Source organism: Modestobacter lapidis (genome assembly GCF_054780755.1).
In genome coordinates this window covers 26,022-42,249 of the sequence record NZ_BAAGVS010000032.1, presented here as the reverse complement: position 1 = coordinate 42,249, position 16,228 = coordinate 26,022, and the positions used below count along the sequence as shown (strand labels likewise).

13 protein-coding genes are annotated in these 16,228 nt (G+C 73.7%); 4 read left to right on the top strand and 9 right to left on the bottom strand.

The window, feature by feature from the left end; all coding sequences use genetic code 11:
• Positions 1–331: 331 nt before the first annotated feature.
• The 4 genes from deoC to ACYVG5_RS20420 are packed head-to-tail and all read left to right on the top strand — an operon-like array spanning position 332 to position 5,147.
• Positions 332–1,342, top strand: a complete 1,011-nt coding sequence (gene deoC, locus ACYVG5_RS20435) for a deoxyribose-phosphate aldolase (RefSeq protein WP_222050459.1) — start codon at positions 332–334, stop codon at positions 1,340–1,342.
• Between the two features lie 3 nt (positions 1,343–1,345).
• A complete protein-coding gene (locus ACYVG5_RS20430) occupies positions 1,346–2,791 on the top strand; it encodes an aldehyde dehydrogenase family protein (RefSeq protein WP_222050460.1) in 1,446 nt (481 codons plus the stop codon).
• Positions 2,788–3,660 carry an aldehyde dehydrogenase family protein gene (locus ACYVG5_RS20425; protein WP_222050461.1) on the top strand — a complete coding sequence of 291 codons (873 nt, stop codon included), beginning with the start codon at positions 2,788–2,790 and terminating at the stop codon, positions 3,658–3,660. The genes ACYVG5_RS20430 and ACYVG5_RS20425 overlap by 4 nt, the downstream gene beginning before the upstream one ends.
• A gap of 56 nt (positions 3,661–3,716) precedes the next feature.
• A complete protein-coding gene (locus tag ACYVG5_RS20420) occupies positions 3,717–5,147 on the top strand; it encodes a hypothetical protein (RefSeq protein ID WP_222050462.1) in 1,431 nt (476 codons plus the stop codon).
• Positions 5,148–5,317: 170 nt separating this feature from the next.
• On the opposite strand, the gene ACYVG5_RS20415 is transcribed toward ACYVG5_RS20420, so the two are convergent.
• From ACYVG5_RS20415 to ACYVG5_RS20375, 9 genes are all read right to left on the bottom strand, one after another.
• Positions 5,318–6,958 (bottom strand): DEAD/DEAH box helicase, encoded by a 1,641-nt coding sequence (locus tag ACYVG5_RS20415; protein ID WP_222050463.1) that lies wholly within the window; start codon positions 6,956–6,958, stop codon positions 5,318–5,320.
• 237 nt (positions 6,959–7,195) lie between these two features.
• On the bottom strand, positions 7,196–8,266 hold the full coding sequence (locus ACYVG5_RS20410) for an adenosine deaminase (protein ID WP_222050464.1): 1,071 nt from the start codon (positions 8,264–8,266) through the stop codon (positions 7,196–7,198).
• A 263-nt stretch (positions 8,267–8,529) separates the two neighbouring features.
• Entirely contained in the window at positions 8,530–9,333 is an 804-nt protein-coding gene (locus ACYVG5_RS20405) for an ABC transporter permease (RefSeq protein WP_222050465.1), read from the bottom strand.
• Complete coding sequence (locus ACYVG5_RS20400; RefSeq protein ID WP_460683495.1) at positions 9,330–10,223, bottom strand: ABC transporter ATP-binding protein; 894 nt, start codon at positions 10,221–10,223, stop codon at positions 9,330–9,332. The genes ACYVG5_RS20405 and ACYVG5_RS20400 overlap by 4 nt, the downstream gene beginning before the upstream one ends.
• A gap of 88 nt (positions 10,224–10,311) precedes the next feature.
• Positions 10,312–11,595: a thymidine phosphorylase gene (locus ACYVG5_RS20395; protein WP_222050466.1), complete on the bottom strand. Its 1,284-nt coding sequence runs from the start codon at positions 11,593–11,595 to the stop codon at positions 10,312–10,314.
• The gene (locus ACYVG5_RS20390) at positions 11,592–12,035 is read right to left on the bottom strand and encodes a cytidine deaminase (protein ID WP_246631060.1); all 444 of its coding nucleotides are present in this window, start codon (positions 12,033–12,035) and stop codon (positions 11,592–11,594) included. Before ACYVG5_RS20390 ends, ACYVG5_RS20395 begins: the two co-directional genes overlap by 4 nt.
• Before the next feature lie 10 nt (positions 12,036–12,045).
• Entirely contained in the window at positions 12,046–13,326 is a 1,281-nt protein-coding gene (locus ACYVG5_RS20385) for an ABC transporter permease (RefSeq protein WP_222050467.1), read from the bottom strand.
• Positions 13,323–14,570 carry an ABC transporter permease gene (locus ACYVG5_RS20380; protein WP_222050468.1) on the bottom strand — a complete coding sequence of 416 codons (1,248 nt, stop codon included), beginning with the start codon at positions 14,568–14,570 and terminating at the stop codon, positions 13,323–13,325. Before ACYVG5_RS20380 ends, ACYVG5_RS20385 begins: the two co-directional genes overlap by 4 nt.
• Complete coding sequence (locus ACYVG5_RS20375; RefSeq protein WP_222050488.1) at positions 14,567–16,093, bottom strand: ABC transporter ATP-binding protein; 1,527 nt, start codon at positions 16,091–16,093, stop codon at positions 14,567–14,569. Before ACYVG5_RS20375 ends, ACYVG5_RS20380 begins: the two co-directional genes overlap by 4 nt.
• Positions 16,094–16,228: the final 135 nt, after the last annotated feature.

Below are 16,228 nucleotides of genomic sequence, written 5' to 3'. Positions count from 1 at the left end.
GCCAGCTCGGCATCGATCCGGTTCTTCGCGGCCAGCAACTCCGCGGCACGATCCAACAGCTGCGGGCCGAACATCGGCTTCAGATCATCGGCCGCCAGCGCGTCCAGGGCCGAGGTCAACTCACCCATGACACCTCCCGCGGCATTCGAACTGATGTTCGAAGCATACCGCCAGGCAAAGCCCTGCACAAGCTGAAATAGCAGGTCAGCGCCTTGTTACGCGACCGCCACGCGCCGTCGCCAGCCTCTCCGGGCACGTGCGCGGGCCGGGGCTGCCCCCTTCGGTGGAGAAGCCGGCCAGGAGTGTCGGTGAGCAGTGGAGAATGCCTGCCATGACCCATGTGCTCGACCCCGACGCGCTGTCGCGCGAGAGCCGACCGGTCCCCGCGCCGCTGGAGCCGTTCGCCGACGTCACCCGCTCGGACGCCGCCTTCCGCGCCTTCCTGCACGGCCTGCCCGGGGTCGACCAGGTCGGCGCCGAGGCGCGCGCGAAGGTGCTCGGCACCCGCTCGATCAAGACGACGGCCAAGGCCTGGGCGATCGACACCGCGATCTCGATGGTCGACCTGACCACGCTGGAGGGGTCGGACACCCCCGGCAAGGTCCGCAGCCTGGCCGCCAAGGCCCGCCGCCCCGACCCGGCGGACCTGACCTGCCCGTCGGTCGCCGCGGTGTGCGTCTACGGCGACCTGGCCGGGATCGCGAAGGATGCGCTGGCCGGCACCGGCATCAACGTCGCCGCCGTCGCCACCGCCTTCCCCAGCGGCCGGGCGAGCCGGGCGGTCAAGCTCGCCGACGTCCGGGACGCCGTCGCGAACGGCGCCGACGAGATCGACATGGTCATCGACCGCGGCGCGTTCCTGGCCGGCCGCTACCTCGACGTGTTCGAGGAGATCGTCGCCGTCAAGGAGGTCTGCACGCGCCGAGAAGGGGGGTCCGCGCACCTCAAGGTCATCCTGGAGACCGGCGAGCTGGTCACCCTGGACAACGTCCGCCGCGCCTCCTGGCTGGCGATGCTCGCCGGCGGCGACTTCATCAAGACCTCCACCGGCAAGGTCTCCCCCGCGGCCACCCTGCCGGTCTGCCTGGTGATGCTCGAGGCGGTCCGCGACTTCCGCGCCGCCACCGGCCGGCAGGTCGGCGTCAAGCCCGCCGGCGGCATCCGGACGACGAAGGACGCCGTCAAGCACCTGGTGCTCATCAACGAGACCGCCGGCGCCGACTGGCTGTCCCCCGACTGGTTCCGGTTCGGCGCCTCCAGCCTGCTCAACGACCTGCTCCTGCAGCGGCAGAAGCTCCGCACCGGGCACTACAGCGGCCCCGACCACGTATCGGTGGACTGACCGATGACCAGCCCGTTCGAGTACGCCCCGGCCCCCGAGTCCCGCTCGATCCTCGACCTGAAGCCCAGCTACGGGCTGTTCGTCGACGGCGAGTTCACCGACGGCACCGGCGCTCCGATGAAAACCCTCAACCCGGCCACCGAGGAGGTGCTCGCCGAGGTCGCCACCGGCAGCGAGGCCGACGTCGACCGGGCGGTGCGCGCCGCCCGGCGGGCGTTCACCCGGGCGTGGGGCCCCATGCGGCCGGCCGACCGCGGCAAGTACCTGTTCCGCATCGCCCGGCTGCTGCAGGAACGCGCCCGCGAGTTCGCCGTCCTGGAGTCCCTGGACAACGGCAAGCCGATCCGCGAGTCCCGGGACGTCGACGTCCCGCTCGCCGCGGCGCACTTCTTCTACCACGCCGGCTGGGCCGACAAGCTCGAGCACGCGGGCCTCGGGCCGGCCCCGCGGCCGCTGGGCGTGGCCGGGCAGGTCATCCCCTGGAACTTCCCGCTGCTCATGCTGGCGTGGAAGATCGCCCCGGCGCTGGCCACCGGCAACACCGTCGTCCTCAAGCCGGCCGAGACCACCCCGCTGACCGCGCTGCTGTTCGCCGAGGTGTGCCAGCAGGCCGATCTCCCGCCGGGCGTGGTGAACATCGTGACCGGTGCCGGCGACACCGGCCGGGCCGTGATCAACCACCCGGACGTCGACAAGGTGGCCTTCACCGGCTCCACCGCGGTCGGCCAGTCGATCGCCCGGGCCGTCGCCGGAACGCACAAGCGGCTGACCCTGGAACTCGGCGGCAAGGCGGCGAACATCGTCTTCGACGACGCCCCGGTCGACCAGGCCGTCGAGGGCATCGTGCGCGGCATCTTCTTCAACCAGGGCCACGTGTGCTGCGCCGGCTCCCGGCTGCTGGTGCAGGAGTCGGTGCACGACGAGGTGGTGGCCTCGCTGCAGCGCCGGATCGGCACCCTGCGGGTCGGCGACCCGCTGGACAAGAACACCGATCTCGGCGCGATCAACTCCGCCGAGCAGCTGGAACGGATCCGGGAGCTGGTGGACGTCGGCGAGGCGGAGGGCGCGCACCGCTGGCAGCCGGACGGCGAGCTGCCCGACCGCGGATTCTGGTTCAAGCCCACCGTCTTCACCGATGTCTCCCCCGCCCACCGGATCGCCCGCGACGAGGTGTTCGGCCCGGTGCTGTCGGTGCTGACCTTCCGCACTCCCGACGAGGCCGTCGCGAAGGCCAACAACACCACCTACGGCCTGTCCGCGGGGGTCTGGTCGGAGAAGGGATCGCGCATCCTGGCGATCACCGACCAGCTGCGGGCCGGCGTCGTGTGGGCCAACACCTTCAACGAGTTCGACCCGACCTCGCCGTTCGGCGGCTACAAGCAGTCCGGCTACGGCCGCGAGGGCGGCCGGCAAGGCCTGGCGGCCTACCTCAAGGGAGCTGAGCAGTGAGCACCGACCGGCTTCCCGTGCGCAAGACCTACAAGCTGTACCTGGGTGGCGCCTTCCCCCGCTCGGAGTCCGGCCGCACGTACGAGGTGCACGACACCAAGGGGCACTTCCTGGCCAACGCCGCCCGGGCCTCCCGCAAGGATGCCCGGGACGCCGTCGTCGCCGCCCGCGGCGCCTTCTGGAAGTGGTCGGGCGCCACCGCCTACAACCGCGGCCAGGTGCTCTACCGGGTGGCGGAGGTGATGGAGGGCCGTGCGGCCCAGTTCGCCGAGGAGGTCGCCGCCGGCGAGGGCCTGTCGGCCACCCGGGCGCGGGCCGCCGTGGATGCCGCGATCGACCGGTGGGTCTGGTACGCGGGCTGGACCGACAAGCTCGCCGCCGTGCTGGGCAGCAGCAACCCGGTCGCCGGGCCGTACTTCGGCTTCTCGACGCCCGAGCCGACCGGGGTGGTCGCCGTCCTCGCCCCGCAGCGCAGCTCGCTGCTCGGCCTGGTCAGCGTGCTCGGCCCGGTGCTGGCCGGCGGCAACACCGCCGTCGTCGTCACGTCGAAGGACCGGCCGCTGCCGGCCGTCACCCTCGGTGAGGTGCTGGCCACCTCCGACGTCCCCGGCGGGGTGGTCAACCTGCTCACCGGGGACGCCGCGGAGATCGGCCCCTGGCTGGCCGAGCACGCCGACGTCGACGGCATCGACCTGGCCGGCACCACCGCCGGGGGGCTCGCCATGGAGCTGGAGCGATCGGCCGCCGGCACGGTCAAGCGGGTGCTGCGGGCGGCGGCCGAGGAGCCGGACTGGACCGCCGACCCGGGGCTGACCCGGATGACGCCGTTCCTGGAGACCAAGTCGGTGTGGCACCCGATCGGCGTGTGAACAGCAGGACCGGAACCGGCCTGCGAGCTTCCGGGCAGACCGGGCAGGATGGGCGGGTGGCCAGGCCCAGCATCGTCCCCATCGCCCTCACCCTCGACGACCGCACGGGCTACACGCTCTGGGCGCCGCCCTGGGAGGAGGACGGCGAGGAGTGGCAGGCGTTCCTCGGCAGCACCGACGAGGACGCCGAGAACGGACCCGTCGCGCGGGTCCACCTCTTCCCGTCGGTCTCCGCACTCGCCGCGTTCTGCCGGGTCAACACCGACCACGACCTGGCCGACCACCCGGTGTGGCCGGTCGTCACCGGCCTCGGCCCGGCCGACCTCACGCCCGACGAGGACCACCGCTACGACCTCGACGGGGTCTACGACATCGTCGCCGAGGCGCCCGACCGCTGGGCCGTCGACGAGCTGGCCGCCGTCCTGGACATCGTCGGCCGGCTGGCCGACTGCTGCGACACCAGCGACGACGAGGACGACGACGAGGACGACGAGGACGACAGCACCTTCGAGTCGGTCGCCGACCTGGTCGCCCGCCCCGAGGTGGCCGCGCTGGGCCTGGGCGTCGACGCCTTCGTCGGCCGCGACGGCGAGGAGAGCTGGTCCCGGCTGGGCACCGCCGTCGACGAGCTCTGGGAGGACGTGCTCGAGGAGCTCGACGAGCACCTCGACTGGACCGGGGCGGGCACCGTCACGGTCGCGGCCTACCCGTCGGCGGCCGAGGAGGCCGAGGCGCGCAGCGCGCTGTCCCGCGGGGACGACGACGAGGACGACGAGGACGACGACATCGAGATGGTCGACACCGCGGCCGCGCGGGGCGTGGCCCGGCCGGCCGGCGGCGCTCCCTCGGCCGTACCGGCCGACGCGGCCGCCGGGGGTACCAGCACCATCCGGGGCGCCAGCCGGCTCTCCGCCAGCCCCACCGCAGTCGCCGCGGCGCAGGAGTTCTGGGAGGCCGTCGGCATCCTGCCGGTCGAGCTGGTCGTGCCGGAGGGCGCCGGGCTCACCCTGCGCTGCTACGTGGAGGACCGGGCACGCTTCCTGGGCCGCGACGGCGAGGTGTTCCTGTTCGCCACCCCGGCGGAGCTCGCCCGCTTCTGCGCCGGCGACGAACCGCACGATCTCACCGAGATCGCCTCGTGGCCGGAGGTCGCCGACACCGACACCCTGCCGCTGCCGGCCGACCAGGACCGCTATGACCTCACCGAACTGGCCGACGTGCTGGGCGAGGTGGCCGACGGCGCGGGCGGCCTGGTACAGCACCGGTCCCTGCTGCAGCCGGTCGAGGGCGCCCGGGACCTGGCGGAGTACGCCGGGCTGACGCGGGTCGAGGGCCTGCTGGCTCCCGGCGCACCACTGGGGCAGGCGGTCACCCGCGCGGAGGCCGAGCCCACCGCGTCGCTGCGCGCCGAGGACGCCGCCGTCCTGGTCGGCGCCTGGGACGAGGTCGTCACCGAGGTCGGCACGGCGCTGGTCTTCCGCGACTGAAGAAGGACCCCGTCCCACCCACCCTTCGCAAGCTCAGGGCGGTGCCCTGGACGGGGCCTGACTGCCCCCCACCACTCGCACGCTCGCGGCGGGACCCTGCAGCGGGGCCGGAACGGCCAACGGCCGGCCCCCGCAGTGCGGGGGCCGGCCGTTGCCGTGGTGCCGTGCCGTCAGAAGGAGCGCGCGGGGCGCGGCGGGCGACCGCCGGACCCCTGGCCCCCGCGGTAGCCGCCGGAGCGACCCCCGGCCGGGGCGCGATCCCGGTCGCCGTAGGAACGCTCACCCGAGGGGCGGCTTCCGTACGAGCGATCGCGGTCGCTGAAGGTGCGCTCGCCGCCGGTGCGATCCCGGTCGCCGTAGGAGCGCTCGCCCGTGGGGCGGTCTCCGTACGTGCGATCGCGGTCGCCGGAGGGACGGCGCGGGCCGCTGCCGTAGCCGCCGGGGCGGTCACCGTCCCGACGGGGACGACGGACACCCGGACCACCGGCGCCCGCGGGCCGGCGCGACTCGCGCACCGGACGCACGACCGGCTCGACGAACGTGCCGCCGGCGACGAGCTCCGCGACCGGGGCGTCGCCCGGACGGATCCGCGTCACCGGGGTGTCGATGGCGGCCTGGCGGAACCGGCGCTTGGCCTGTCCCACCTGGTCGGGCAGCAGCAGGGAGACCACGACACCCGCGGCGCCGGCCCGGGCGGTACGGCCGGAGCGGTGCAGGTAGGTCTTGTGGTCTGCCGGCGGGTCGTAGTGCAGGACCAGCGAGACGTCGTCGACGTGGATGCCGCGGGCGGCGACGTCGGTGGCGACCAGCACCGGGCTGCGGGCGTCGGTGAACGCCTCCAGCGCGCGGCGGCGGGCCGCCTGCGGCAGGCCGCCGTGGATGGGCTCGGCGGCGATGCCGACGCGCTGCAGGTTGTCGGCCAGCCGGTCGGCGCCGTGCTGGGTGCGCACGAAGATGATGATCCGGCCCGGGCGGGCGGCCATCGCCTCGGTGACCTTCAGCTTGTCCGGGAAGGACACGCTGTAGGCCAGGTGCTCGGCCGGCGGCGCGGAGTCGGCGGCGGTGACCACCGAGTGCCGGGCCGGGTCCTTGAGGTAGCGACGGACCAGGCTGTCGACCTCGCCGTCCAGCGTGGCCGAGAAGAGCAGACGCTGACCGTCGTTGCGGGTCTGGTCGAGCAGCTCCTTGACCACCGGCAGGAAGCCGAGGTCGGACATGAAATCGGCCTCGTCGATGACCGACAGGCTGACCTCGTCCAGCGAGCACTCACGCTGGTTGATCAGGTCCTGCAGCCGGCCCGGGGTGGCGATGACGACGTCCACACCACGGCGCAGCTGCTGGATCTGGCGGTACATCGAGGCACCGCCGTACACCGCGGCCAACTGGACGCCGATGGACTGGCCGAGGGGGGCCAGCGCGTCGTGCACCTGCTGCGCGAGCTCCCGGGTCGGGACCAGGATCAGCCCGCGGGGGTTGCGCCGGCCCTGGCCGGGCTCGGCACCGAGGCGGGCGAGCAGCGGCAGGCCGAAGGCCAGCGTCTTGCCCGACCCGGTGGCCGCCTTGCCCAGCACGTCGCGCCCGGCGAGGGCGTCGGGCAGGGCGACGGTCTGGATGGCGAACGGGTGGCTGATCCCCTTGCGCTCCAGCGCGGTGACCAGCGGCTGGGGCAGGCCCAGCTGGGCGAAGCTCGGGCCCGTGGGCTCCGGGGCGACCTCGACGGCGGGCGCCTCGGCGGGAACGGCCGCGGAGGTGCGGGCCTCGGTGGTGTTCTGAGCGATGAACTGGGCGTCGACAGAGTCGAACGATGACAAGCGGGGACTCCGATACAGATCGGCGCGCGTCCCGTGGTGATGCTGGCGCCGGGTGCCCGGCGTCTTCACTGGAGATCGGCGGCGTCTGCAGTGACGCGTGATCTGCACGGATGCGCATGTGCCCGGACAGGACCGTCCGGGAGGATGACCGACATTCGCCGGTACGTCCAGATTAGCAGCGCCGGGCCCCACATGATTCCCCCACCGGAGGTGTGCGGCGTCACTGCTCCCCCGGCGTCAGTTCCGGAGGGCCGCGTACCCCGGGCGGACGACGTCGGCCAGCAGCCGCGCCCGCACGTCGGCGTCGACGAATGCCCCGGCCAGCGCCCGCTCGGTCACCGTCTGGACGTCGTTCCAGCCCCAGTGGAACGTCGCCGCCACATCGGCCAGCTCGCTGGTGGCCGACACCCCGCTCATCAGCCGGTTGTCGGTGTTGACCGTGACCGCGAAGCCGATCCGGTGCAGGCGGTCGACCGGGTGCGCGGCCAGCGAGGGGTAGGCGCCGGTCTGCACGTTGGACGACGGGGCGATCTCCAGCGGCACCTGCTCGTCCAGCACCCGCTGCGCGACCGCGCCGAGGCCGCCGTCCCCGCCCACCTCGTCGGCGATCCGCACGCCGTGGCCGAACCGCTCCGCCCGGGCGCCGTCCAGCGCCGCCCGGATCGAGGGGATGCCGGCGGCCTCCCCCGCGTGCACCGTGCGGTGCGCCCCTGCCCGGTCCAGCACGGCGATGGCCTCGGGGATGCGGTCGGGTGGGAAGCCGTCCTCCGGGCCGGCGAGGTCGAAGCCGACCACGCCGGCGTCCCGGTGCCGGACGACGGCCTCGGCCACCTCCACCCAGCGGTCGGTCTGGCGCATCGCGCACAGCAGCGTGCCGACGACGATCGGTCGGCCGGCCGCCGCGGCCTCCCGGCTGCCCTGCGCGTACCCGTCGAGCATCGCCTCGACGGCGGTGTCCAGGGGCATGGCCGTGAGCAGCTCCGGCGCCATGCGCACCTCGGCATAGACGACACCGTCGGCGGCCAGGTCGAGGGCGCACTCGCGGGCGACCCGCTGCACCGCCTCGGGCCGCTGCATCACCGCCACCGTGTGGGCGAACGTGAGCAGGTAGCGGTCCAGCGAGCCGGAGTCCGCCGAGGCCCGGAACCAGCGGCCGAGCTCGTCGGGGTCGGCGGTGGGCAGCTCGCGGTAGCCCGCCTCGTCGGCCAGCTCGAGGATCGTCCGCGGCCGCAGCCCGCCGTCCAGGTGGTCGTGCAGCAGCACCTTGGGCGCGGCGGCGAGAGAGGCGGCGTTGAGCGGAGCAGGCACGGACGAACGGTACTGACCGTTGCTACGGCACCACACGGCACGCCCGCAAGGGCGTTCCGTGGCGACGTCGCGGGGCCGGAGGCTCCCGACGGAGACGCGGGCAGCGGCTCAGCGCAAACCGGGCACGGCACCGCCCGGAACGGGCTCCGTGGCCAAGGCGCGGGGCCCGGAGGGCTCCCGCCGCGGACGCGGGAAACGGCTCAACGCCAACCGGGCACGGCACCTGGCGGCGGTGTCGTCCGGAGGGCGACGGCGTGCACCGCTCAGTCCTGCCACCGGAAGGTCCGCACGCACAGCACCAGCCCGACGACGCACCAGATGCCCAGCACCAGCGCGACCCGGCCCAGCTCCCAGCTGCCGGCCGGTTCCTGGGCGGCGAGTGCGTCGGGCAGGAACACCGACCGCAGGCCCTGGGCCATCCACTTCAGCGGGAACAACGCGGCCACCGTCTGCAGCCAGGTCGGGACCTCGCTGAACTGGAAGAAGACACCGGAGATGAACTGCAGCACCAGCGCGACAGGAGTGACCGTGGCCGAGGCCGACCGGCCGTTGCGGGCCAGACTGGAGATGGCGATGCCCAACAGCGTGCAGGCCGCCGAACCCAGCGCGGCGACCCAGGCGAAGGTCAGCCACTCGCTGCCTGTGGGCAGCGCGATGTCGTAGAACACCGTGCCGATGGCCAGCAGGATCACCACGATCGCCACCGTGACGACGAGGACCTGGACCACCTTGCCCACGAAGAAGGCGCTCTTCGGCATCGGGGTGCCGGCCAGGCCCTTCAGGGTGCCGTCCGAGCGCTCGGTGGCGATGCTGATCGCCATGTTCTGCAGGCTGGCCCCGAGGATCCCGGCGGCGATCACCCCGGCCATGAAGTACTGGGTGAACGAGACCCCGCTGCCCAGGTCGTAGTCGAGCACCGCCCCGAAGACCAGCAGCAGGATCACCGGGAACATCAGCGTGAAGACGACGGACTCCCGCTGCCGGAAGAACTCCTTGAGCTCCACCCCGGCGCGGGTGCGGCAGACGCTCGCCACCGACGGCAGCACCCGCCCGGTCACCGCGGTCATGAGAGGTCCTCCCCGATCATCCGCAGGTACACGTCTTCCAGGGTCGGCCGGGCGACCGCGAGGTCGGGCACCTCGCCCGGGAACCGGGTGGCCAGTTCACCGACGAACCCCGTCGGGGTGGCGGTCTCGGCGGTGCGCCGCACGCCGTGCTCGGTCCAGGTGACCACCGCCGGGGCCGAGCCGCGCCCACCGAGCTCGGCGGGCACGGCGACCTCGACCAGCCGGCCGCGGGCGATGACCCCCACCCGGTCGGCCAGCTCCTCGGCCTCGTCCAGGTAGTGGGTGGTCAGCAGCATCGTCGTCCCGAGGTCGCGCAGCGACCGGATCAGCGACCAGAACTGGCGGCGCGCCTCCGGGTCGAACCCGGTGGTCGGCTCGTCCAGGAACAGCAGCCGGGGGCGGCCGACGATGCCCAGCGCGACGTCCAGCCGGCGGCGCTGCCCGCCGGACAGGCTCCGGCCGCGCGCCCCGGCCTTCTCGGTGAGCCCCACGAGCTCGAGCACCTCGGCCGGGTCCCGCGGGTCGGCGTAGTAGGACGCCTGGGCCCGCAGCAGCTCCAGGCAGGTCAGCTGGCTGTCACCGGCCCCGGACTGCAGCACGATGCCGATGTCGGCCTTCCAGCGCCGCCCGCCGGTCGCCGGGTCGACGCCCAGCACCTGGACGTCGCCGCCGTCGCGCCGGCGGTACCCCTCGAGCACCTCAACGGTCGTCGTCTTGCCGGCGCCGTTGGGGCCGAGCAGCGCGAAGATCTCCCCGCGCCGGATGTCGAGGTCCACCCCGTCGACGGCGTTGCGGTCGCCGTAGCTCTTCACCAGGCCGCGGATGCTGATCGCGGCATCGGGGTCCAGCGGGGTGACGGCAGGCGCTGACACGGTCGACGGACGGCTCACGAGCCGACAGTCTCCTCCACCTGCCTGTGGCCCCCTCGCAGGGTCCCGCCGCGAGCCTGCGATTGGTGGGGGGCGAGGGGGTCCTTCCTCACGCCTCGATGCGGTCCAGCACCAGCGGCAGCGACTCGTCGTCGGTGTCGACGCCGACCGCGCCCTCCAGCGCCGCCAGGGCCCGCGGGATGCGGCCGGCGTCGTCGGTCTGCAGCTCCAGCAGCGGCTGCCCGGCGGTGACCTGGTCGCCCACCCCGGCGTGCCAGATCACGCCGGCCGCGGCCGAGACCGAATCCTCCTTGCGCGCCCGGCCGGCGCCCAGCCGCCACGCGGCCACGCCGAGCGCGTAGGCGTCCAGCCGGGTGAGCGTGCCGGTGGCCGGCGCGGGAACCACGTGCCGCTCGGCCGGCTGCGGCAGCGCGGCGTCCGGGTCGCCGCCCTGGGCGGCGATCATCGCCCGCCACACGTCCATCGCCCGGCCGTCGGCGAGCGCGTCGGCCGGGTCGACGTCGTCGCGCCCGACCCCGGCCAGCATCTCGCGGGCCAGCGCCAGGGTCAGCTCGACGACGTCGGCCGGCCCGCCGCCGGCCAGCACCTCCACCGACTCGGCCACCTCGACGGCGTTGCCGGCGGCCCGGCCCAGCGGCCGGTCCATCGCGGTGACCAGGGCCACGGTGCGCACCCCCGCCGCCTCGCCCAGCCCGACCATGGTCCGGGCCAGCTCGCGGGACAGGTCGGGCTGCTTCATGAACGCCCCGGACCCGGTCTTGACGTCCAGCACCAGGGCGTCGGCGCCCTCGGCGATCTTCTTGCTCATGATCGAGCTGGCGATCAGCGGGATCGACTCGACGGTGCCGGTGACGTCGCGCAGCGCGTAGAGCGCCTTGTCCGCCGGCGCGAGGTCCGACCCGGCCGCGCAGATGACGGCGCCTACCTCGCGCAGCTGACGCAGGTAGGCCTCGTCGTGCACCTCGGCCCGCCAGCCGGGGATGGCCTCGAGCTTGTCCAGCGTGCCCCCGGTGTGCCCCAGCCCGCGGCCGGACAGCTGCGGCACGGCCACCCCGCAGGCGGCGACCAGCGGCGCGAGCGGCAGCGTGATCTTGTCGCCGACGCCGCCGGTCGAGTGCTTGTCGGCGGTCGGCCGGCCCAGCGACGACAGGTCCTTGCGGACGCCGGAGTCGATCATGGCCTGGGTCCAGACGGCGAGCTCGTCGCCGTCCATGCCCCGGAAGAAGACCGCCATGAGCAGGGCGCTCATCTGCTCGTCGGGAACGGCGCCGGCGGTGTACGCCCCGATCACCCAGCGGATCTGGTCGGCGGTGAGGGGGACGCCGTCCCGCTTGGCCCGGATGACGTCGATCGCGTCGAACGGCGCGCTCATCGGGTTCCCTGGTCGTTCCCGCGGGCCGCGGCGAGCAGGTCCTCGGGCCCGAAGGCGTCGGGCAGCACCTCGCGCATCGGCACGATGCCGAGGGACACCGTCTCGATCAGCATCGCCGGGCCGCCGTGCTCCCACAGCAGCTGCCGGCACCGCCCGCACGGCATCAACGGCCGGCCGTCGCCACCGACGCAGGCCACCGCGACCAGCCGCCCGCCGCCGCTGCGCGCCAGGTCGCTGACCATGCCGCACTCGGCGCACAGCCCGAGGCCGTAGGAGGCGTTCTCCACGTTGCAGCCGGTGACCACCCGGCCGTCGTCCACCAGCCCGGCCACGCCCACCGGGAAGCGGGAGTACGGCGCGTAGGCGTGGGTCATCGCCTCCCGCGCGGCCGCCCGCAGCGCGTGCCAGTCGACGTCCACTGCGCTGATGGGCTCGCTCATGCGGCGCTCACTAGTTCTCCCCTCGTCGGTAGACCAGCCCGTCGGCCTTCGGCATGCGCAATCGCTGGGAGGCCAGCGACAGCACCAGCAGCGTGATCAGGTGCGGAGTGAAGGAGACGATGCCCTCGGGGAGCTCGTCGATGGTCAGGAAGCCGACCAGCCCGCCGGCGGCGAAGGCCGCGGCCAGCACCGCCTGCACCAGCTTCCGGCGGGTGGCCTGCCAGACGGCCACCCCGATCAGCAGCACCGCGATCAGCAGCAGCAGCGCGACCACCGCCTCCCGGCTGCGCAGCTGGAGTGCGTCGGCGAAGCCGAACAGCCCGGCGCCGGCGGCCAGCCCGCCCGGCCGCCAGTTGCCGAAGATCAGCGCGGCGAGGCCGATGAAGCCGCGGCCACCGGTCTGCCCCTCGCGGTAGATGTTGGCCACGAACACGAGGAACACCCCGCCGAGGCCGGCGAGCGCGCCGGAGATCAGCACGGCGATGTACTTCAGCCGGTACACCGGCACGCCGAGGGAGTCCGCCGCCGCCGGGTTCTCCCCGCAGGAGCGCAGCCGCAGCCCGAACGCCGTGCGCCACAGCAGGAGGTAGGTCGCCGGGATGAGCAGCACGGCCAGCACGGTGAGCACGCCCACGTCGTTGGTGACGCCCCGCAGCAGCCCGGCCAGGTCCGACAGCAGGAACCAGTGCCGGGATTCCAGGTCCCCGAGCAGATCGGGCCCGGAGGACAGCACCGGCAGGGAGAAGTCCGGTGGTCGGCTGGCCAGCGCCGGCGACTGGGTCACCCCGCCACCGGCCGGGTTGTCGGTGTAGACCAGTTCGGAGAGGAACCGCACGACGCCCTCGGCGAGGATGTTGATCGCCACCCCGGAGACCACGTGGTCGACCCCGAAGGTCACCGTGGCGACGGCGTGCACCAGGCCCCCGAGCGCGCCGAACACCGCGCCGCCGATGAGCGCTCCGGCCCAGCCCCACTGGTAGCCGGCCCAGCCGGCACCCCAGGTGCCCAGGACCATCATGCCCTCGAGGCCGATGTTGACCACGCCGGCACGTTCGGAGAACAACCCGCCCAGAGCCACCAGCGCCAGCGGCACGGCCAGCAGCAGCGCGGCGCTGAACGTCGAGGACGACGTCAGGGCCTGCTCACCCGAGATCACCCGGACCGCGGACAGCAGCACCAGCAGCCCGACGAGCACGTAGACCAGGCGGCGGGCGCGGTTGCCACCGAGCAGCCGCTCGGTGAGCCGGCCGCGGCCGGCGCCGGCCGAGGGTGGGACGGTCGCCGTGCTCATGCCCCTGCCCCCTGACGCGCGTCGCCGGACGCGTTGCGGACGCCGGTACCGGTTCCGATGCCGGTGGTCGGTCCGTCGTCGGGCGGCGGCCCGCCACCGGGGCGCTGTCCCCCGCCGGTGCTGCCGTTCCCGGTGGACGGCGGCGCGACGGCCTGCGCGCTGCCCCGCTCGGCCTGCCGGCGGGTGATCTGCCGGGCCACCTGGTTGGCGATGACCACGGCCAGCACGATCGTGCCCTGGATGATCGTGACCACCGAGGCGGGGATGCCCTCGAACTGCAGCGGGATGGCGGCCCGGTCCAGGAACCCGAACAGCAGCGCGGCCAGGGCGATCCCCAGGGGGCTGTTGCGGCCCAGCAGCGCCACCGCGATGCCGAGGAAACCCAGCCCGGTGGTGAACTCCGTGCCGTAGTGGTGCGAGGTGCCCAGCAGGTCCGGCAGTCCGATCAGCCCGGCGACCGCCCCGGAGATGAGCATCGTCTTCAGGACCATGCCCCGGGCGTCGACCCCGCTGGCGGTCGCGGCGGAGGGCGACAGGCCGGTGGCGCGCAGGTCGAACCCGAAGCGGGTGCGCTTGATCAGCACCGAGACCATCAGGCCGGCGACGACCGCGACCAGCAGGAAGCCGTACATCTCGGTCCGCGGCTCGGCCAGCCCGACGCCGGTGAGCAGCCCGTTCAGCCCGGGGACCCAGCCGGATTCGGGGATCTCCGCGGTGGTGATGATGGAGGCGCCCGGCGGGCTGCCCCGCAGCGGGCCGGTCAGCAGGTAGGACGCCAGTCCCAGGGCGATGAAGTTGAGCATGATCGAACTGATCACCTCGCTCACGCCCCGGGTCACCTTGAGCACCGCGACGATGCCGGCCCACAGCGCCCCCACGACCATCGCGACCACGATGATCAACAGCACGTGCAACGGCCCGGGCAGCGCGACGGCGGCACCCGCCGCGGCGGCCACGATGGTGGCCAGCCGGTACTGCCCCTCCACGCCGATGTTGAACAGCCCCATCCGGAAGGCGACCGAGACGGCCAGCCCGGCCAGGAACAGCGGGATCGCCCGGTTGACGATCACCACGATCGCCTGCGTCTGCTGGGCCGGGGTGTCCCCGAAGTCGAGCATGACGCGCAGGGCGGCGAACGGGCTCTCGCCGATGAGGACGATGACCAGGCCGGAGATCACCAGCGCGGTGACGATGGCCAGCAGCGGCGCGAGGAGCGCCGGACCGATCCGGCGGAGGGCCGTCACGCGTCCACCTCGCGGGCGCCGGTCATGTGCCCGCCGAGTTCCTCGGGAGTCAGCCGCGCCGGGTCGAGGGTGGCGACCAGAGCCCCGCGGAGCATCACGTGCAGCGTGTCCGAGAGGCCGATGAGCTCGTCGAGGTCGGCCGAGACCAGCACGATCCCCATCCCCTCCGCGCGCGCGTCCTTGAGCAGCTCCCAGATGACCGACTGGGCACCGACGTCGACGCCGCGGGTCGGATGGGCGGCGATCAGCAGCCGGGGCCGGGCGCTCATCTCCCGGCCGACGATCAGCTTCTGCTGGTTCCCGCCGGAGAGGGCGAGGGCGAGGGTGTCCGGGCCGGGCGCGCGGACGTCGTACTCGCGCATGATCCGGTCGGTGTCCTGCCGGGCGCCCTTGCGATCGATGAACAGGCCCTTCACCGACGGTGGGCGGGTCTGGTGGCCCAGGATCCGGTTCTCCCAGAGCGGCGCCTCCAGCAGTATCCCCTGCCGGTGGCGGTCCTCGGGGATGAAGCCCAGCCCCTCCTCCCGGCGGCGCCGGGTGCTCCAGCCGCTGATGTCCGCACCGGCCAGCGCGACGGCGCCGGACGTGGGCGGGCGCAAGCCCATGATCGCGTCGACGAGCTCGGCCTGGCCGTTGCCCTCGACGCCGGCGATGCCCACCACCTCGCCCTCGCGGACGGTCAGCGAGACGTCGTCCACCACGGACCGGCCGCCCGCGACCACGGTCAGGCCGCGCAGCTCCAGCACCGGGGTGTCGCGGACCGTGGAGTCGCGCTTCTGCGGGGTGGGCAGCTCCGCACCGACCATCAGCTCGGCCAGCTGCCCGGCCGTCGTCGTCCGCGGGTCGGCGGTGCCCACGGTGGTGCCGCGGCGGATCACGGTGATCGCGTCGGCGACCCGGCGGACCTCGTCCAGCTTGTGGGAGATGAAGATGACGGTGAGGCCCTCGCGCTTGAGCTCGGCCAGGTTGCCGAACAGCTCGTCGACCTCCTGGGGCACCAGCACGGCCGTGGGTTCGTCGAGGATGAGCGTGCGGGCCCCGCGGTAGAGCACCTTGGCGATCTCCACCCGCTGCCGGTCGCCGACACCCAGCTCCTCGACCAGGGTGTCGGGGTCGAGACCCAGCGCGTAGCTGTCGGAGATCTCGCGGATGCGGCGGCGGGCCGTGGTGCGGTCCAGCCGGCCACCCCGGGTCGGCTCGCTGCCCAGCACGACGTTCTCCAGCACGGTGAAGTTGTCGGCGAGCATGAAGTGCTGGTGGACCATGCCGATACCCGCGGCGATGGCGTCGGAGGGGCTGCGCAGGGTGACCGGCTTCCCGTCGAGCAGGATCTCGCCCTCGTCGGGCCGGTGCATGCCGTAGAGCGTCTTCATCAACGTCGACTTGCCGGCGCCGTTCTCACCGACGATGGCGTGCACCTCACCGCGCCGCACCCGCAGTGCGATGTCCCGGTTGGCCACCACACCCGGGAAGCGCTTGGTGATGCCGCGCAGCTCGACCGCCAGCGGTGCCGGCTCGTTCAACGGGGTCTCCTCGGGGCCGGTGCGGTGGGTGTCGCACGGGTTCGGCGAGCCGCCGGGTGCGGAGGTCGCCCGGTCCGGGGGCCGCTCCTCGGCGTCCTCTCCGACGTCGAGACGGTACACACGGAAAGCGGCGGG